This is a genomic window from Cyanobium sp. HWJ4-Hawea (genome assembly GCF_024345815.1).
GTDB lineage: Bacteria > Cyanobacteriota > Cyanobacteriia > PCC-6307 > Cyanobiaceae > Cyanobium_A.
In genome coordinates, this window is record NZ_JAGQBV010000003.1 from 33,071 (window position 1) to 50,993 (window position 17,923).

At 63.1% G+C, this 17,923-nt stretch carries 21 protein-coding genes; 11 read left to right on the forward strand and 10 right to left on the reverse strand.

What is annotated here, in order from left to right; all coding sequences use genetic code 11:
• Positions 1–35: 35 nt before the first annotated feature.
• Positions 36–308 carry a hypothetical protein gene (locus tag KBY58_RS01385; protein ID WP_315858011.1) on the reverse strand — a complete coding sequence of 91 codons (273 nt, stop codon included), beginning with the start codon at positions 306–308 and terminating at the stop codon, positions 36–38.
• A 44-nt stretch (positions 309–352) separates the two neighbouring features.
• On the opposite strand from KBY58_RS01385, the gene KBY58_RS01390 reads away from it, so the two are divergent.
• The gene (locus KBY58_RS01390) at positions 353–820 is read left to right on the forward strand and encodes a YgdI/YgdR family lipoprotein (RefSeq protein WP_255002438.1); all 468 of its coding nucleotides are present in this window, start codon (positions 353–355) and stop codon (positions 818–820) included.
• A 16-nt stretch (positions 821–836) separates the two neighbouring features.
• A complete protein-coding gene (locus tag KBY58_RS01395; protein ID WP_255002440.1) occupies positions 837–1,247 on the forward strand; it encodes a hypothetical protein in 411 nt (136 codons plus the stop codon).
• Here KBY58_RS01395 and KBY58_RS01400 read toward each other — a convergent pair whose 3' ends face one another.
• Positions 1,248–2,837 carry a DEAD/DEAH box helicase gene (locus KBY58_RS01400; protein ID WP_255002443.1) on the reverse strand — a complete coding sequence of 530 codons (1,590 nt, stop codon included), beginning with the start codon at positions 2,835–2,837 and terminating at the stop codon, positions 1,248–1,250.
• A 74-nt stretch (positions 2,838–2,911) separates the two neighbouring features.
• Here KBY58_RS01400 and KBY58_RS01405 point away from each other — a divergent pair, with 74 nt between their 5' ends.
• Complete coding sequence (locus KBY58_RS01405; RefSeq protein ID WP_255002445.1) at positions 2,912–3,352, forward strand: HNH endonuclease; 441 nt, start codon at positions 2,912–2,914, stop codon at positions 3,350–3,352.
• Here KBY58_RS01405 and KBY58_RS01410 read toward each other — a convergent pair.
• The gene (locus KBY58_RS01410; RefSeq protein ID WP_255002446.1) at positions 3,298–3,513 is read right to left on the reverse strand and encodes a serine protease inhibitor; all 216 of its coding nucleotides are present in this window, start codon (positions 3,511–3,513) and stop codon (positions 3,298–3,300) included. The genes KBY58_RS01405 and KBY58_RS01410 overlap by 55 nt on opposite strands.
• A 32-nt stretch (positions 3,514–3,545) precedes the next feature.
• Here KBY58_RS01410 and KBY58_RS01415 point away from each other — a divergent pair, with 32 nt between their 5' ends.
• Positions 3,546–4,496 (forward strand): SDR family oxidoreductase, encoded by a 951-nt coding sequence (locus KBY58_RS01415; RefSeq protein ID WP_255002447.1) that lies wholly within the window; start codon positions 3,546–3,548, stop codon positions 4,494–4,496.
• Between the two features lie 108 nt (positions 4,497–4,604).
• A complete protein-coding gene (gene pdxA / locus KBY58_RS01420) occupies positions 4,605–5,633 on the forward strand; it encodes a 4-hydroxythreonine-4-phosphate dehydrogenase PdxA (RefSeq protein ID WP_255002449.1) in 1,029 nt (342 codons plus the stop codon).
• Here the strand turns inward: pdxA and accB are convergent.
• Positions 5,620–6,105, reverse strand: a complete 486-nt coding sequence (gene accB / locus KBY58_RS01425) for an acetyl-CoA carboxylase biotin carboxyl carrier protein (protein ID WP_255002450.1) — start codon at positions 6,103–6,105, stop codon at positions 5,620–5,622. The two genes, pdxA and accB, sit on opposite strands and share 14 nt — an antisense overlap.
• A 5-nt stretch (positions 6,106–6,110) precedes the next feature.
• A complete protein-coding gene (gene efp, locus KBY58_RS01430) occupies positions 6,111–6,671 on the reverse strand; it encodes an elongation factor P (RefSeq protein ID WP_254934325.1) in 561 nt (186 codons plus the stop codon).
• A 146-nt stretch (positions 6,672–6,817) separates the two neighbouring features.
• Between efp and KBY58_RS01435 the strand changes: the two genes are divergently transcribed.
• Positions 6,818–7,858 (forward strand): peptidylprolyl isomerase, encoded by a 1,041-nt coding sequence (locus KBY58_RS01435; protein ID WP_255002451.1) that lies wholly within the window; start codon positions 6,818–6,820, stop codon positions 7,856–7,858.
• A 60-nt stretch (positions 7,859–7,918) separates the two neighbouring features.
• Here the strand turns inward: KBY58_RS01435 and gap are convergent, their stop codons facing one another.
• Positions 7,919–8,941: a type I glyceraldehyde-3-phosphate dehydrogenase gene (gap, locus tag KBY58_RS01440; protein WP_254934323.1), complete on the reverse strand. Its 1,023-nt coding sequence runs from the start codon at positions 8,939–8,941 to the stop codon at positions 7,919–7,921.
• Positions 8,942–9,130: 189 nt separating this feature from the next.
• On the opposite strand from gap, the gene murC reads away from it, so the two are divergent.
• Genes murC through KBY58_RS01455 form a run of 3 tightly spaced genes read left to right on the forward strand, consistent with a single transcriptional unit; the run spans position 9,131 to position 11,855 of the window.
• Complete coding sequence (murC, locus tag KBY58_RS01445) at positions 9,131–10,582, forward strand: UDP-N-acetylmuramate--L-alanine ligase (protein WP_255002453.1); 1,452 nt, start codon at positions 9,131–9,133, stop codon at positions 10,580–10,582.
• 4 nt (positions 10,583–10,586) lie between these two features.
• Complete coding sequence (gene murB, locus KBY58_RS01450; protein WP_255002455.1) at positions 10,587–11,489, forward strand: UDP-N-acetylmuramate dehydrogenase; 903 nt, start codon at positions 10,587–10,589, stop codon at positions 11,487–11,489.
• Between the two features lie 24 nt (positions 11,490–11,513).
• The gene (locus tag KBY58_RS01455; RefSeq protein ID WP_255002456.1) at positions 11,514–11,855 is read left to right on the forward strand and encodes a YbaB/EbfC family nucleoid-associated protein; all 342 of its coding nucleotides are present in this window, start codon (positions 11,514–11,516) and stop codon (positions 11,853–11,855) included.
• On the opposite strand, the gene rsgA is transcribed toward KBY58_RS01455, so the two are convergent.
• From rsgA to grpE, 4 genes are read right to left on the reverse strand one after another with little or no spacing between them, the layout of a single operon-like run.
• Complete coding sequence (gene rsgA / locus KBY58_RS01460; RefSeq protein WP_255002458.1) at positions 11,852–12,874, reverse strand: ribosome small subunit-dependent GTPase A; 1,023 nt, start codon at positions 12,872–12,874, stop codon at positions 11,852–11,854. The genes KBY58_RS01455 and rsgA overlap by 4 nt on opposite strands.
• Positions 12,864–13,109: a sulfurtransferase TusA family protein gene (locus KBY58_RS01465; protein ID WP_255002459.1), complete on the reverse strand. Its 246-nt coding sequence runs from the start codon at positions 13,107–13,109 to the stop codon at positions 12,864–12,866. The genes rsgA and KBY58_RS01465 overlap by 11 nt, the downstream gene beginning before the upstream one ends.
• A complete protein-coding gene (gene dnaJ, locus KBY58_RS01470; RefSeq protein ID WP_255002460.1) occupies positions 13,109–14,230 on the reverse strand; it encodes a molecular chaperone DnaJ in 1,122 nt (373 codons plus the stop codon). The genes KBY58_RS01465 and dnaJ overlap by 1 nt, the downstream gene beginning before the upstream one ends.
• Positions 14,230–14,916, reverse strand: coding sequence for a nucleotide exchange factor GrpE (gene grpE / locus KBY58_RS01475; RefSeq protein WP_254934317.1), 687 nt, complete (start codon positions 14,914–14,916; stop codon positions 14,230–14,232). Before grpE ends, dnaJ begins: the two co-directional genes overlap by 1 nt.
• A gap of 106 nt (positions 14,917–15,022) precedes the next feature.
• Here grpE and KBY58_RS01480 point away from each other — a divergent pair, with 106 nt between their 5' ends.
• Both KBY58_RS01480 and KBY58_RS01485 read left to right on the forward strand, forming a co-directional pair.
• Positions 15,023–16,825, forward strand: a complete 1,803-nt coding sequence (locus KBY58_RS01480) for a GspE/PulE family protein (RefSeq protein WP_255002461.1) — start codon at positions 15,023–15,025, stop codon at positions 16,823–16,825.
• A gap of 21 nt (positions 16,826–16,846) precedes the next feature.
• Positions 16,847–17,923 carry a type IV pilus twitching motility protein PilT gene (locus tag KBY58_RS01485; protein ID WP_255002463.1) on the forward strand — a complete coding sequence of 359 codons (1,077 nt, stop codon included), beginning with the start codon at positions 16,847–16,849 and terminating at the stop codon, positions 17,921–17,923.

Genomic DNA, 17,923 nt, shown 5'->3' on the forward strand with positions numbered 1-17,923 from the left:
ACCGCTGCCAATAGCGGCGCGGGCTTCGGAGCTTCTTAGGCGGCCTCAGCCAGCTGCTGGGGGGCGATCTCCAGCAGATTGCGGCAATCGTTGAGCAGGCGCTCCACATTGTCGAGGCTGGCCAGATCGGGGGGCTCCTCCTGGTTGCGGTGATCTAGCTGGATTTCCAGGGCAGCCAAACGCTGCTCGAGTTTGACGAGGCGATAGGAGAGGGCATGGATGGTTTCAGCCAAATCCTCCGCATTGCGGGTGATCCGAAAGGAGACCGACTCGGGGGCCATGGTGGCAGTGGCAATGGAGCCGATCACAACACAAATCCACCCCTTGAGCAAAGCCAATTGGCCCGATAGCGTTGGAAACCCTTTCCACCAGCCCCCACAAGGACATGGCCCTGCTCAAACGCTGCACCTTGCGTTGCACCTTGGGCCGGCTAGCCGTGCTCCTGGCCCTGGGCCTAAGCCCAGCGGCGCTAAGGGCCCAGGTGAGCGAAAGCGCTGTGCAAACCACGGAAGGCAATGTGATGGTCACGCCTGGGGCCAAGGGAGCCCAGATGTATTGCTACTTGCGCGCCAACGGCAACAGTCACCAGGTGAGCTGGAATGCGGCCTACGCCCTGGTCAAGCGCCAGAAAGACAGTCCCTTCAAAACCTCGGAGGAACATGCATCGGTGATGATTTCCGAGGCTGTCGTCCAAAATCCTGCCAAATTCCCCGATTGCGGCCGCTACCTGGGTGACCTATTTACTAAGGGCGAAGCCAAGACCGAGAGCCCAACCGAAACCAAGGCTGGCAGCGGCAGCGGCGCTACCAATCGCAAGTAGCCGCGCCGTTGCGCCCTTGGCCATCAGGGCCCTGGGAACCCTGCTGCTGGGGGGCCTGCTGCTGACGGGCTGCAGCGAACAGCCCCTGCCCGAGCGGCAAATGCGCAGTGATGATTGCCTACGCCAACTCACCTTCGACCAGCTCGCAGAGCAACTAAAGCGCTGCGACGAAGTGGTCAAGGCATTCCCCAACAACCCCGGACCACTCAACGACCGCTACCTGCTGCGCAGCCTGATCGAGCCACGCCAAAACAGAGCCGCCTGCCAGGACATTCGTCGGGCCAACGCCCTGGCCAAGCAGGCCAAGGCGGGAAGCCTTGGCATAACCATGCAGAACGAACTGAAGCTGCGGCTGGAGCTTTGCAACACGCCCCTGCCAACCCCAACCCCAGCCCCAGCCCCAGCCCCAGCCCCAGCCAAGGGCTAATCACCACTCCTGCATCAATTGCCGCACCATCGCCGGCAGGCTGCGCCGTTGCAAGAGCCGCTCCTGGCTGTTGAGCAACAGGGAAATCCGCTCGGCTTTACTGGCAATCAGGCCATCCACCAGCTGGTCGGCCACACCGAGCTGGAGCCAATGGCTGGTTAGGGCACGCCCCATGCCGATGCGATGACAACGGTCTTCCGCCTGCTCCGTATCGCCAGGGGTCCAGGGCCGCTCGACCAGCACCACGTGACTGGCGCGGTGCAAGGTGAAACCCAGGCCACCGGTGCCATAGGTGGCAATCAGCAGGGAGCTGCTGCCGCGCTGGAAACCATCCACCTGGCGCTGCCGCTCGGCGGGGGCTACGGCACCGGTGAGCAAGGACCCCTGGGCCAGGGCCTGGTGCAGCAGTTGGGCCGTGGCCACAAAGGAGGTGAAGACCACCACCGCCTCCCCCTGCTCCAGCAGGGGAGCAACAAGATCCCTGGCCGCCGCCAATTTGTATTCGGAGCCGATTTGGCGCATGGCCGTGAAAATTGCCAGAACTTCCGCATCTCGGCGCACCTCGCCGCGGTCGGCCCGACGGCGGTAGGCCTCCACCTTGCGCTGCAAACGGTGGTCAAACCCCTGGCCAGCGGCAGAGTCCAGTTCCACGGGCCAGCAGCGGCGCAGCTTGGGCGGCAGATCCAGGCAATCCTGCTTGCGGCGATGCAGGAGCAGGGGGCGGGTGAGCCTTTGGAGCTCGGCCAAGCGCGTGGCGCCCGAGGCCTGCCAGACCCGCTGACCAGCCTGCTCACGCCAATGGCCCAAACAAAACAATTCCTCGAATTGGCGCTGATCCCGGGCTAGGGGGTGGCCAATGGCGGCCAACAGGGGAAAAAGCTGGGCGGGTCGGCCATTTTTCATCGGTGTGCCCGTAAGCAGCCAAATGGCCCGCAGCCGGGGATGGCGCGCCAGGCGCAAAAGGGCACGACTGCGGGTGGTCTGGCCGTTTTGGGCAAAATGGGCCTCATCGGCAATCAATACCGTGCCGGCTGGGGGCAATTCGGCCGGCAGCTTGGCCCAGCTGTGCAGCTCCAAATGCAGGCCCAGGGCCACCGCCTCAGCCCCCCAATGGGCGTGCAGCCCCACCGGGGCAATCACCATGATTCGACAGTCGGCCAGGCGTCCCAGGGCCCTTGCCGCCACAAGGGCGGTGAGGGTTTTACCCAAACCCATGGCATCGGCCAGCACTGCCCCCCGCCGGGCCAACAACCAGCGCACCCCGGCCTTCTGGTGGGCGAAGAGGCTGCGGCCATCGGGCAAGGGATTCTGTAATTCAGCTGCGGCCACCAGTTGCCGGTGCGGGGGCAAAGGGGGCAGGGGCTGCTCCATCCAGGCCAGCCACTGGGCCAGCTCAGGCTCCAAAGGGAAGCGGCCGGCCAAGGCCTGCTGCAGGGCCGCTGAAGCCTCCAGGGGAAATTGCCAGCAGCGACGCTTGCTTAACCACTGCCCCCTGGGTCGAATCGCCCGGAGCTGGGCCTGGGTTACCGCATCAAACGGGCTAACCACCTCGATTTGCCCCGTTGCCCCCAGCTGCAGCAAACAGCTCATTCGCGAAACTGCAGTCTTCGACACATTGACAGCCAGGGCAATAGCGTCAAACTGCCGCCAACCGAGTCGCGCTGATGCAGGCCAGGGATGCAGTTTTCCTCGAGGATCTCTGTCCCAAGCTCCGTGTCAGACGATGGCGCCAGTCGCTCCACCAATTCACCGATCAGAGCTGCATCTACTGCGGCAAGCGCTCTGAATCGATTGATCACGTGCACCCCCAGAGCTTGGGTGGCCTGAGCGTCACCGAGAACTGTGTGCCCGCCTGCCTGGCCTGCAACGGCCACAAGGGGGATTCCGATGCCTTCAGCTGGTATCGCCGCCAGAGCTTCTATGACCCCCGGCGGGCCATGGCCATCCGCGCCTGGACCGATGGGGACCTGCGCCTAGCCCTGCGCCTGCTGCAGTGGGCCAATCCCAGCCCCGCCACCGAGGAAACCCCGCAGCTGCAGCCGGTGGCCAATCACCAAACCTTGCAGGCATCGACGCCGTTGTGGCGCTGGCAAATGGCGGCCTGATCACCGGGGCGCTCCGGCGCCACCACCACCGCCACCAGGCACAAAACCGCCGCCAGCAGGGCCGGCCCAGCCACCGGAGCGATCCGCTGCCGCCGGGCGTGATGCTGAACTGAAGGGCGAGGAACCGGGGCAAAGGTGGGAGTGAAAGCTGAGGCCGTCATGGCAACAAGATCTAACTAATACAGATGTACTCATGACCAAGGCTGCTGTCAACCTCCCTCTCCAGTTGCTGGTTATTGGCGGTGGCTACACCGGCCAGCGGTTTGCCCGGGCCTGGCGCCAACTCGGCAACGGGGCCTTACTCACAAGCCGCCAGGCGAAGGCCCCCAGCGTCCCAGGTCGCTGGCTGGTGTTTGACCCGGAAATCGGGGCCATCCCAACCCTGGAGGAGCTGGCAGGCACCACCCACGTGCTGGTGAGCCTGCCGCCCAGGGCCAATGGCGAAGATCCTGCCCTGGTGCACCTTGGCGAGCTGCTGCGCCGCCTACCCCTGGCCTGGCTGGGCTACCTATCGACAACGGGCGTCTACGGAGACAGCGGGGGAGCCTGGGTGGACGAAAGCACGCCGGTGGCAGCAGCCCAAGGCCGCAGCAGGGCCAGACAGCAGGCAGAAGAGAGTTGGCTGGAATCAGGCCTGCCGGTGCAAATTTTTCGCCTACCAGCTATCTACGGCCCCCACCGCTCCCCCTTCAAAGCCTTGTTGGCGGGAGAAAGCAGGCTGATTCACAAGCCCCAGCAGGTTTTCTCCCGGGTGCATGTCGACGACATCGTTGGCTCCCTGCTGCATTGCCAGAAGCAAACGGCAAGCGAACGACCAAAGCTGATAAACGTCTGCGACGACTATCCCTGCCCCTCCAGCGAAACCCTGGGCTTCGCGGCCCATCTGCTCAACTGCCCCTTGCCCAGGGCCGAAAGATTTGGGGAGATTGCCCCCAGTCTCAGTGCCATGGCCCGCAGCTTTTGGGCCGAAAACCGGCGCGCCTCCAATCGCCTGCTCTGCCAAGGGCTGGGTTACAAACTCCGCTACCCGAGCTACCGCCAGGGCTATCTGGCCTGCCTGGCAGAAGAACGGGGCGCCGACTGGTTCGGCAAAGGCGAGCTCGGCGCGGCACAGTCGGAGAAGCCTTCCAGATCAGTCACGTAGGGCAAGCCCAATTCTTGGAGCATGCGACCCCAACGCAGCACAATCCAACCCTGACGCAGGCCCGTTCCCAGGCCAAACAACAGCAAGCCGATCACCAACCAGCGCAGCATGGGCAAAAGCTTGAGCCAGGCCCCATCCAACCCCAAGCAACGGCGCCTGGCCATTGCCCTCGGTGATCCCGCCGGCATTGGGGCGGAAGTGACCCTCAAGGCCCTCGCCCAGGGGGCGGCAAGCGAACAGCCCCCCCTGCTGGTGGGCTGCCGCCGCTGGCTTGAAGGTCAGTACGAAATGCTGCGGCAAATCAGCCCCGAACCCCTAGTAGATCCGGCCCAGCTGGAGATGTTGGACCTACCCCTGACAGAACCGGTCAAGCCAGGGCAGGGAACCACCGCCAGCGGCCATGACAGCTTTCTCTGGCTCACCGCCGCCACCCAAGTGGTGCAAAAGGGCCAATGCCAGGCATTGGTGACCGCTCCAATCTGTAAGGCCAGCTGGCATGCCGCAGGCCACCGTTATCCAGGCCAAACCGAGCGCCTGGCCGAATTGGCCGGCTGCGCCCATGCCTCGATGCTCTTCACCGCCAAAGCCCCCGGCGGCCACTGGCGCATGAACACCCTGCTCGCCACCACCCACATCCCCCTAGCCGAGGTGCCCCGCCAGCTGAATGGGGAGCTCGTGCAAGCCAAACTCGATCTGCTGAACGGGTTTTGCCGGCGCTTTACGGCCCGCCCCCATCTGCTGGTAGCGGGGCTAAATCCCCATGCCGGCGAAGGGGGCCAACTGGGCCTGGAGGAAAGCGAGTGGCTGGAAGCCAGCTTGGCTAGCTGGCAACGGGCCCATCCAGAGGTTCGCCTGGAGGGACCCCTACCGCCAGACACCTGCTGGCTTGGGGCTGCGGAGGCCTGGAGAAGCTCCGCCCCTGGCCCAAACGGCTATCTGGCCCTTTATCACGACCAAGGCCTGATCCCGGTGAAACTGCTGGCCTTCGACGCCGCCGTGAACACCACCCTGGGGCTGCCTTTTCTGCGGACCTCACCAGACCACGGCACGGGATTTGGGATCGCCGGCATGGGCGCCGCCCGGGCCTTGAGCATGGCGGCGGCCATCGAAACCGCCGGGGAACTCAGCCGGGCTTGACCCGCATCAAAACCTGGCCAAATTCGACTGGGGTGCCATTTTCCACCAGTATTTCCGCCACCTCTCCACCCACTTCGGCTTCGAGCTCATTCATGAGCTTCATCGCCTCAAGGATGCAGATTGTTTGACCCACGCTGATGCGGGAGCCCACTTCGATAAAGGGGGCCTCTCCGGGGGCCGAGGAGCGGTAGAAGGTCGCGACCATCGGGGCCGTGATCTCCAAGAGGTCAGTGCGGCTAGCTGCAGCGGCCGGGGGTGGCGGGGAGGGCGTCGCCGGCAGGCCCCCAGCGGCTGGTGCCATCTGCATCGCAGCAGCCATTGGGGCGGCCTGGACCATGGCCACAGGGGCTGCCCCAGGCAGATTGCGGCGCACCTCGAGGCGGAAATCGTCGCCCTCAAGCTTCAGTTCCTGGATGTCGCTCTCGCCAATCAGGTCGAGGAGCTGGCGGAGTTGGTCGTGACTTAACTGCATGGCGATCAGTTCTCCCTACCCAGGTAGCTATCGGTGCGGGTATCAATCTTGATCCTCTCGCCAATCGATAGGAACAGGGGAACCATCACCTGGGCACCTGTCTCCACAATGGCGGGCTTGGTGCCACCTGTGGCCGTATCACCCTTAACCCCAGGGTCGGTCTGGGTTATCTGCAGCACCACGGAATTGGGCAGTTCCACCTCCAGGGGCTTGCCATTCCAGTAGATGACGCTGACCTCCATGCCCTCATTGAGGTACTTGCGGGTATCGCCAATTTGTTTAGCGGTCAGACGGGTCTCCTCGTAGGAAGCCATGTCCATAAAGACGTAGTCATCACCCTCCATGTAGGTGTGCTGGAGGGTGGCCTTCTCGAGCACCGCCTGGGGCATGGTCTCGCCAGCCCGGAAAGTCTTCTCCACCACGTTGCCGCTTTGCACCGCCTTGAGCTTGGTGCGCACAAAAGCAGAACCCTTGCCGGGTTTTACGTGCAGAAATTCAACGACACGCCAGACCTGGCCATCCAGCTCAATCGTGGTGCCCGTACGAAAGTCGTTGCTGGAGATCATTCCGGCGGTTCGGATCTGGCGGATTGTACGGCTGGCTACAGGGGCAGCCCCAGCCAGCTCCCAACAATGGACGGTTTCGTTATGCCAAAGTCCAGGCAGCGACACAAAAGGGCATGGCAAAAGGCCAAAACTGGTGGGCCTGGGCAATGTCCCTATTGCTCGGATTACTGGTGGCCCTGCCACCTGCCTGGGCCGCGCTGCCCCAGGGCAATGCGGTGACCGATCCAGCAGCCCTGCTGCGCAACGCCCTGCCGATCGATGCCCCAGATCTGCAGAACCTCCAACACAAAATTGAGGGCACCAGCGACGATCTACGGGCCAAGCGCTGGCCGGCCCTAGAAAACTCCGTTCGCAAGAGCCAAGCGCTGCTGACCACCCGCCAGGGCCCGATCCTGGCCAGCTTTAAGCAACAGGACCACGTCACAGCTGAGGAGCTGCTGGGCCAGCTCAATGGACAGCTACAAACCCTGGCCGCCGCCGCCGAAGCCCAGGACCGCGACCGCTTTCTAGAAGCTCGCCGCACTGCCCTAACCACGATTGGCACAGCCGAAGACCTGTTGGTCGGTCCCTTCCCCTATACCCTTCCAGCCGAATACGACGACCTGCCCAGGCTGCTGGGCCGCGCCACCGTGCAACTCACCACCACCAAAGGCGATCTGACCGCCGTGGTGGACGGCTACAACGCCCCCCTGACTGCTGGCGCCTTTGTGGACCTGGTGCAGCGGGGTTTCTATGACGGGCTGCCCTTCATCAGGGCCGAAGACTTCTACGTCCTGCAAACGGGGGACCCCAAGGGCCCCGAAGAGGGCTTTATCGATCCCCAAACCAAGCTGGAGCGCAAGGTGCCACTAGAAATCAAGGTGCCGGGCCAGGAAACCCCCTTCTACAACCAGACATTCGAAGACCTGGGCATGTTCAAGGCAGCGCCGGAACTGCCCTTCTCCACCAAGGGAACCCTGGGCTGGGCCCACTCCGACGAGGGGCTTGCCGATGGCTCATCCCAGTTCTTCCTCTTTCTATTTGAGCCAGAACTAACTCCGGCCGGCCTAAACCTGATCGATGGGCGCTATGCCGCCTTTGGCTACGTGGTGGATGGCTTTGATGTGCTCGAAGAGCTCACGGCCGATGACGGCATCGTCAAAGCCAAGGTTGTCGAGGGTGGATCAAACCTCCAGCCCCACGCCTAACCCCATCGGGACTAGGCAAATAGACATAAAAAACCGCCCCGTTCGGGGCGGCCTGGAAGATCACTTCCATTGTTTGGCAACTATCTCAGCGAGATCAACAACGCGCTGGCTGTAGCCCCACTCGTTGTCGTACCAGCAGATCACCTTCAGCATGTTGCCGCCCATCACCAGGGTGAGTTCGGAGTCGATGATGGTGCTCTCATCGGTGCCGGCGTGGTCGCTTGATACCAGGGGCAAATCGCAGTACTTGATGATGCCCTTCATCGAGCCCTCGGAAGAGGCCTTGAGCAGGGCATTTACCTCTTCTTTGGTCGTGTCGCGGCTGATGTCGAGCACGATGTCAACGACGGAAACGTTGGGGGTCGGAACGCGCATGGCGATGCCACTCAACTTGCCCTTCATCGGCGGATAGACCAAGGCAACTGCCTGGGCAGCACCGGTGCTGGTGGGCACAATGTTGACGGCTGCGGCCCTTGCCCGGCGCAGGTCGCGGTGGGCGGAATCCAGGATGCGCTGGTCACCGGTGTAGCTGTGGGTGGTCGTCATGGTGCCCTTGACGATGCCGAACTCCTGATCCAGCACCTTCACCACCGGGGCCATGCAGTTGGTGGTGCAGCTGGCGTTGCTGAGGATGTCCCAATCTTCATGGCGGTACTGGTCAGCGTTAACACCCACCACAAAGGTTCCAACCTTTGCGCCCTTGCCGGGGGCCGTGAGAATGACCTTCTTGGCACCAGCCTCAAAGTGCTTGCTGGCTCCAACATCGTCGTTGAAAACGCCGGTTGACTCAATTACCAAATCCACGCCCCACTCCTTCCAGGGCAGGTTGGCTGGGTTGCGATCGCAGAAGGTCTTGATCTCTTTTCCGTTGACAATAATTGTGTCTTCGGTATAGGTCACCTCCGCATTGCGGAGGGGGCCAAGCATGGTGTCGTACTTGAGCAGGTGGGCATTAGTTTTCATATCGCCCGAACCATTGAGACCAACAATCTCAATGTTTGTGTCTGCGCCTCTACTAAGCCAGCAGCGCATGAAGTTGCGTCCGATTCGTCCGAATCCGTTAATTGCAACGCGCAAGGTCATGGCAAACCGCAGCAAAGCCGCGAGAAGAGGGGTTTTGGCTGCAGATCATACAGAAACAGTTTTGCCGAACCCTCTTGCGGCGGAGGCGATCAGGCAGGACCATGCCAAAACGCGCAGCAACTCTTTGCAGAGTTCTGGGCCCCGCCGGCCTAATTTCAGACTGGCCACCATCCCGGATTGGAGTTGCCCTTGGCCCCGTTGCTTGATCGCCACCAGCCTGTCCACTTCATCGGTGTTGGTGGCATCGGCATGTCAGCCATAGCCGAAATCCTTGCCCTCAGGGGCTTTGTCGTCAGCGGCTCCGATGCCCGCGACAACGAAGTTCTCGACAACCTGCGACGCAATGGGGTGCGGGTTTTCCGGCAGCAAAGCGCTGCCACGGTGGCCGCAATCCGCAGCGGCACCTCCCGCCAACCACTGGTGGTAATCAGTTCGGCCGTACCGGAAACGAACCCCGAACTGCGGGAAGCCCGGCGCCTGGGCCTGAGCATCTGCCATCGATCGGATGTGTTGGCCGCACTGATCAATGCCCAACCTTCCATTGCTGTGGCAGGTAGCCACGGCAAAACCACCACCAGCACCCTGATCGCCACCCTGCTGGCGGCCACCAACCACGATCCCACCGCCGTAATTGGCGGGATCGTTCCCGCCTTTGGCAGCAATGGGCGTTCTGGAGCTGGCCGGCTTTTGGTGGCCGAGGCCGATGAATCGGATGGCTCCCTGGTGAAATTTCAACCCGAATGGGGGGTCCTTACCAATGTGGAGCTCGATCACACCGACCACTACCCAAACCTGGAGGCCCTGATCAGCACCCTGCAGCGCTTTGCCAAGCGCTCCAAGGGGCTCCTGGCCAATAGGGATTGCCCGGTACTGAAGGAGCACTTCAAGGCCCGCCACTGGTGGTCAAACGAAAATCCCGCCCAGGTGAGCTTCGCCGCCATCGCCACCGATGAGCGCGGCGATGGCACCAGTGCCGACTTCTATGAAAAGGGCGAAAAGGTCGGCTCCTTTGAGCTGCCCCTGCCGGGACGCCACAACCTCAGCAACGCCACGGCAGCCATGGCGGCCTGCCGCCTGGTGGGGGTTTCCTTTGCTGAATTGCGGCTGGCCGTAGCCGCCCTTAAGCCGCCAGGCAGGCGCTTTGATTTCCGCGGCGATTGGCACGGCCGCCTAATCGTGGACGACTACGCCCACCACCCCAGCGAGGTGGCCGCCACCCTGGCAATGGCCCAGTTGATGCTCAGCAGTGGCCGCAGCACCCTGCCGATTAATCCGAAGCGGCTGGTGGCCGTGTTCCAGCCCCACCGCTACAGCCGCACCGCCCAATTCCTCGAGGGTTTTGCCCAGGCCCTCAGCCAGGCGGACCTCGTCCTAATCGCCCCCCTTTATGGCGCCGGTGAGGCCCCGATTCCGGGGATCAGCAGTGCGGCCCTGGGCCAATCAATTAAGAAGTTGGCGCCCAAGAGCCAGGTGCACGTTGCCGGCAGCATTAAGGAATTGGCCCAGCTGGTGGCCGAGATCAGCCTGGCCGGCGACCTGGTGCTGGCCATGGGGGCAGGCGATGTGAACAACCTCTGGGACCGGCTTCTGAAGGTCAAGTTGCCCAGCGAGCAGGCCACCAACGTGGCCATGGCGGCCTAGGGCCTTGGCGGCCTTGCCTAACCACCCGCCCCTGGGCCTGCAGCGGGCCGTCCGCTTGGATGCCTTCACCACCTGGAAAGTGGGGGGTGAGGCGCAATGGTTTGGCGAACCGGCAACCGGGGCGGAGCTATGGGCCCTGGTCCGTTGGGCCCAACTGCAAAAGCTTCCCTTGCATTGCATCGGGGCAGGCTCCAACCTGCTGATCGCCGATGGGGGCTTGGGGGGCCTCACCCTTTGCCATCGCCGCCTCCAGGGCAGCCAGCTGGATGGCTCGAGCGGATTGGTGGAGGCCGAAGCTGGCGAGCCGATCCCAACCCTGGCCCGCAAGGCCGCCCGGGCCGGCCTCAGCGGCCTGGAGTGGGCCGTGGGCATCCCAGGCACGGTTGGTGGGGCGGTGGTGATGAACGCCGGCGCCCAAGGGGGATGCACGGCCGAATGGCTGCATTCAGTGACGCTTCTCAATCCCCTTCAACCAGAAAAACCAATCGAGTTACTTGCCGCTGAACTCGCCTTCGGATACAGGCAGAGCCTTCTGCAACAGGAACCATGGATTGTGCTTTCGGCCCGCTTTCAACTTGAAAGCGGCCATGACCCAGCTGCAATTACGGCGCGTACCAGCGCCAATTTGCACAGCCGCACCAGCAGCCAGCCCTATCAACAGCCCAGTTGCGGCAGCGTTTTTCGCAACCCCGAACCCCACAAGGCGGGGCAATTGATTGAGGCCCTTGGGCTCAAAGGCCGCCAGGTGGGTGGGGCCCAAATTTCACCCATGCACGCCAATTTCATCGTCAACAGCGGTGGCGCCACGGCCGCAGATATCGAGGCCCTGATTGCCGAAGTTCAGGACCAGGTGCAGTTGGCCCATGGCATGCGCCTGCACACCGAGGTGAGGCGCCTGGGCGATTAGCCTGCAACCAACAACACACCCCATATGGCTGGCTTCGGACTACCCAATTTTGGCCAGCTGACCGAAGCCTTCAAAAAGGCCCAAGAACTGCAGCAAAACGCCCAAAAGCTCCAGGAGGAGCTCGATGCCATGGAGCTGGAGGGTCAAAGCAGCGATGGCCGCGCCAGCGTCTGGCTATCGGGCAACCAGCAACCCCTCAAGGTGCGGCTGGATCCAGCCCTATTGGCGGAGGGCCAGGAGACGGCCGAGGCCGCCGTCCTGGAGGCCCTAAAGGCCGCCTACGCCGAATCCACCGGCACGATGAAAGGGCGCATGGAAGAGCTCACCGGTGGTCTCAATTTGAACCTGCCGGGCCTGGGCGGTTAATCCGCCTCCGGTTCACCCTGGCGCTGGCGCCGCCTGGAGGCCTGCCGCAGGCTGGGATCCAACCGGAGCTCCAGGCGCCCGCCCCGCTGCCTGAGGCCGGGCTGGGGCCTAACCGTGGCCACTGCCAGCCGCTCCGACACCGCGATCACCTCAGCCAAGCACTGGCCGTAGAGGCCGTAGCGGTCCCAATCTGTGCCGATCGCGCAGCCGGGATCACCCTGGTGCAAACAATTACTGAAGCGGCATTCACCCAGGGCCAGGCCCTGGCGCAACTCTGGAAACAGAGCTGCCAAGGCCGAGGGATCTGAGGGCCATTCGGGTCGGTTGAAACCGGGGGTATCGGCCACCAACGCCCCAGGCGCCAATGCAAAGAGTTCCACGTGGCGGGTGGTATGCCGACCCCGCTGCAGGCGTCCAGAAACTGCCCCGACCCGCAACTCCAAATCAGGCTTCAGGCAATTGAGCAGGCTGCTCTTACCAACCCCAGAGGGGCCACTCAAGACGCTGATTCCAGGCTTTGCCAACAGCGCCCGCAACTCCGGCAGGCCCGCACCTGAATGGGTGGAGATCGCTTGGACCCCATAGCCCCAAGAGCTAATCCGTGCCAGCCAGCCAGCCAACTCCTGGGGGGGCACTAAATCCGCCTTGGAAAGCACCAACAGCACCTCCTGGCCACTGGCCTCAGCAGTGATCAAAAAGCGACAGAGCTGAAAGGGATCCAGGGCCGGCTCCGCCATGGCCACCACCACCACCACCCGGTTCACATTTGCCACGGCCGGGCGCTGCAGCAGGGAGCGCCGCGGATCCACCGCAGACACCGCAGCACGGGCCTGCACCCAGTCGATACCCTCCACCCTCACCCGATCCCCCACCCAGACCGTTTGCCCCCCCTTGGCCAGCCTGGTGCGGCGCGTGCAGAGCAGCCGTTCCACCCCGCCTGGGCCCTGTTGATCCAATTGCACCCAACAAAAATTGGCCACCAGGGCCACCACCAAACCCGGCAGCCCCTCAGCCGCCATGGCGGGTAATCAACAGACGCACGGCGGAGCCATCGCTGGGATGGGGCAGGGCGCTAAGGGCATGGCCTTCGCCGCGGAGACCTTCAGCCACCGTTTGTTCCGGCTCACCCCGGTCGAGATCCACTTCCAATAGGGCGCCGACGGGGATTTTTTCGAGGGCCAGGCGGGTGCGAATGAAGTTCATCGGGCAGGGCGTGCCCCGCAAATCCAGCCTTACAGCAGGGCTTACCCCCACTAGCCGAACAAACCGCCAAAAAGCCCACTTTTATGGGGATGCTTTTGGCCCTTGTTGCTGTGGTGACCTGCCAGTTGCTGCAACAACTCCCGCTCCTCAGAGTTGAGCTTGGTGGGCAACAGCACCTTGACGCTAAAGAGGTGGTTGCCCCGGGCCACGGGATTGCCCAATTTCGGCACCCCCTTGCCCTGGAGCGTCAGTACGGCGCCGGGTTGGGTGCCAGCCGGAATCGGCAGTTGTTCGAGGCCATCCACGGTTTCCACCTCGATGGTGTCGCCGAGAATCGCCTGGAGATAATTCAGGTTGATCTCCGAGCCGATGTTGATCCCATCACGGCGCAGCTGGCCATGGGATTGCACACTCAAAAACACATAGAGATCGCCCGCCGGGCCGCCCCTTTGGCCCGCATTGCCCTCATTGGCTACCCGTAGCCGGGTGCCGGTATCTACCCCGGCGGGAATATTGATCCGCAGTTTTTTACGCACCTGCTGGAGACCCTGGCCGCCACAGGCTCCGCAGGGATCGGCAATCACCTGACCGCTGCCCTCGCAGCTGGGGCATGGGGCCACCTGGGTGAAGTTCCCAAAGGGAGTCCGGGTGGCCCGGCGCACCTGGCCCTGGCCCCCACAGGTGCCACAGCTGGTGGGACCACTGCCGGCCTTGGCGCCGGTTCCCTGGCAGGTGCCACAGGTCTCCAGGTGGCGGATCTGCACCTCCTTTTCGATTCCAAAGACCGCCTCCTGAAAGCTGATCGTCAGATCAAGCCGAAGGTCATCGCCCTGGCGGGGGCCCCTACGGCGCTGTCCCGCACCAGCCTGCTGGGCCCCACCAAAGCCACTGAAAAAAGTTTCAAACAGGTCAGCAAAGCCGCCCATGTCGCCCATGTCGGGCGCACCGCCGCCACCGCCCAGGCCGGCTTCCCCAAACTGGTCATAACGGGCCCGGCTTTGGGGATCGCTCAGCACCTCATAGGCGCGTCCCACCTCCTTGAATTTGTCTTCCGCACCGGGGTCCTTGTTGACATCGGGGTGGTACTGGCGCGCCAGACGCCGGTAGGCCCGCTTGAGGGTGTCTGGGTCGGAATCCCGGGCGACTCCGAGCAGGTCGTAGTAATCGGCCATCAGCCGTCCTGGTGGTCCACGGGACCGGCCCCAGCAGCTGGGGATTGGCCGTCTGCCGGCCCAGGACCCATCGACACCTTGACCAGGGCATGGCGCAGCACCCGGCCATTTAGGTGATAGCCCCGCTGCAATTCCTCGATCACCACATCCTCCGGATGGGTTTCGCTGGGCTCCCGCAAAACCGCCTCATGGAGGCTGGGATCAAAGGATTCGCCCTCAACCCGCATCGGCGAAACCCCGAGCTGTTTAAAAACATCCACCAGCTGCTTGTAGAGGCCCTGGTAGCTGCGATGGAGGGCCTGGGCCTCCTCGTGCTGGGGATTGAGCTGCTGGCGGGCCCGGTCGAAGTTGTCGACGACCGGCAGGATTTCGCTGAGGGTGGTGCAGGTGATCTGCAGGCGCTGGTCCTCGCTATCCCGGCTCTGACGCTTGCGGAAGTTGTCGAAATCAGCCGCCAGGCGCATGTACTGGCCGTTGAGCGCTTCGTTCTGCTCCCTAAGGCTGGCTAGCTCGGCCTCCAGATTGACCGGGCTCTCGCCAGTTTCCTGGGAGGTAATTGGCTCTTCCCCTGGTTGTTCAGGGTCAACAGCAGCAGGTTGTTCGCCTGCAAGGGGGGTGGTTTCACCCTCTAAAGCCTGTTCTGGAGCGCCCTGGGGGCTGCCCTCGAAATTGCTCTCACCGCTCATGGAGGAGTCGCCGCTCATGGCTGACGGGGGCACAAATCAGATCTAGACATGTTGAAGGCAGATGGGCACCTCCCACAAGCGGCGGAAGCCCGCACCTTTTGTTCCGATGATTTTTCCCTCCGGCGGCTCCGTACCCGAAGCTCGCATCCTCGAGCAACAGCGCCTGAAGGCGGAACTGCTGCTGCAAAAACCGGTGTTGACCCCAGAGGAACTGGGCCAGGCCGATGCAACCCTCCTGGGGGGGGCGGGCGCCAGTTTGGAGTTCTGGCGGAGCTGGGGGGCCATGCCCCTGCAGCAAAAGGGCCAGATCCTGAAGGTGGCCATTCCCTGCAACTGGGGCCCCGAGCAGCGCCAGCAACTCCTCCACCAGCTGGGCCGGCCAGCCGAAGAAACCCAATTCCAACTCGCTTTGGCGGCGGACATCAACAGAGCCCTGGAGCAACAAGTAACCCCTGCGCCGATGGTCCGCACCCGATCGCTCACCGAGGGCCTCACCCTGCCTGCAACCGACAGGGCCCTCCAGGAGGGGGGTGATCCGGAGGATCTCGAAACTTCAGCCGCCAACCACGGTTCACCAGTGGTGAGCCTGGTGGATCGCATCCTGATCGAGGCCCTCGAGAGTGGGGCCAGCGATATCCATGTGGAGCCCCAGGAGGCAGGTCTGGCAATCCGCTTTCGCCTCGATGGGGTTCTCCAGAAGCAACTGGATGACCTGCCCAAACACCTGGTGCCCGCCATCACCTCCAGGCTGAAAATCATGGCCGACCTGGACATTTCCGAGCGGCGCCTGCCCCAGGACGGCCGGATTCGGCGCAATTACCGCGGCCGAACCATGGATTTCCGAGTGAGCACCCTGCCCAGTCGCCACGGCGAGAAGGTGTGTCTAAGGCTCCTAGATAGCGGTGCCACCCAGCTTGGGCTCGACAGCCTGATCACGGATCCCGATGCCCGCCTGGCCCTGCGGGCCCTGGGCTCCAAGCCCTTCGGCATGATCCTGGTGACAGGCCCCACCGGCTCAGGGAAATCCACCACCCTCTACGCCCTGCTCTCGGAGCGCAATGGGCCGGGCATCAACATTTCGACGGTGGAAGACCCGATCGAATACTGCCTGCAGGGCATCACCCAGACCCAGGTGAATCGCGAAAAGGGCTTCGACTTCAGCACCGCCCTGCGGGCCTTCATGCGCCAGGACCCAGACGTGCTGCTGGTGGGGGAAACCCGGGATACCGAAACTGCCAAAACGGCCCTGGAGGCTGCCCTGACCGGCCACCTGGTGCTTACCACCCTGCACTGCAACGACGCCGCCAGCGCCATCGCCCGCCTGGATGAGATGGGGGTGGAGCCGTTCATGGTGAGCGCATCCCTATTGGGGATCGTGTCGCAGCGTTTATTGAGACGGGTATGCCGCCATTGCCGAATCCCCTACCAGCCCAGCAGTGAGGAACTGGGGCGCTTTGGCCTACTGGCCAGCCATGAAACAGCGGTCAGCTTTTACAGGGCCCAGACCTCCGCCAGGGCTCAGCACTCCGCCAGGGCTCAGCAGGGCAACCCCACGGCAGATAGCTGCCCCCACTGCCTGGGCAATGGCTACAGGGGACGGATTGGTGTCTACGAGATCCTGCGGATGAATGAAACCATCGCCGCGGCCGTGGCCAAACGCTCCAGCACCGATGCGTTGCGGCGCCTGGCCCTGGAAAGCGGCATGAAAACCCTGCTGGGCTACGGCCTCGACCTGGTGCGCCAGGGCCACACCACCCTGGAGGAGGTGGAGCGGATGTTGCTGACCGATGCGGGCCTGGAATCGGAGCTTCGAGCCCGCTCCCTGGCCGCCTTGAGTTGCGGCAGCTGCGGCGCGGGACTGCGGGACGAATGGCTGGAATGTCCTTACTGTCTGACCGCAAGGAACTGAGTTGCGGCGGAGCTAGGGGCGATGGAGCCTTATCTCGAAGACCTAATGACCAGGCTGGTGCAGGCGGGCGGAAGCGACCTGCACCTGGGCGCGGGCCAACCCCCCTACGGACGCTTCAACGGCCAACTCAAAGCCATGGCAGCAGAAGCCCTTGATGGGGAGAGCTGCAACAGGCTGGTCTTGGCGCTGCTTAACAACACCCAGCGCAAACAACTGGAGCAAACTTGGGAGTTGGACTGCTCCTACGAACTGGAGGGGGTCTCGCGCTTCCGGGTGAACGTATATCGCCAACGGGGCGGCTACGCCGCCTGCCTGAGGGCGCTGGGTCAGCAGATTCCCAGCCTGGAAGCCCTGGGCCTGCCCCCGGTGATCGAAGCCATGGCCCGTAAACCCAAGGGTTTACTGCTGGTAACAGGGCCCACTGGCTCCGGCAAAACCACAACTCTGGCGGCCCTGGTTGAGCACATCAATCAAAGCCGGGTGGAACACATCCTGACGATCGAAGATCCGATTGAGTTCACCTACACCAGTGCCCGCAGCCTGATTCACCAAAGGGAGGTAAACGAAGACACCCGCAGCTTTGCCAATGCCCTGCGCTCTGCCCTACGGGAAGACCCCGACGTAATCCTGGTGGGAGAACTGAGGGATCTGGAAACCATCCAATTGGCCATCAGCGCTGCCGAAACCGGCCATTTAGTACTCGGCACCTTGCACACCAGCTCAGCCGCCCAAACCGTTGATCGGATGGTGGATGTCTTCCCCGCCAGCCAACAGACCCAAATTCGGGTGCAACTCAGCAACAGCCTGGTGGCGGTGTTCTGCCAAACCCTTTGCCGGCGAAGTCAGGCCGGGCCGGAGCAACAGGGCAGGGTGATGGCCCAGGAAATCATGGTCAACACCCCCGCCATCGCCAACCTGATTCGCGAGGGCAAAACGGCCCAGCTCTACTCCCAGATCCAAACGGGAGGGCAATTTGCGATGCAAACCCTGGAAAAGGCGCTGGCAAACCTTGTGCAGGCGGGCACGGTAAACCTGGAGGAAGCCCTCAACAAAACCGGCAAACCGGAGGAACTACAAAGGCTGCTGGAGCGCCCCTAG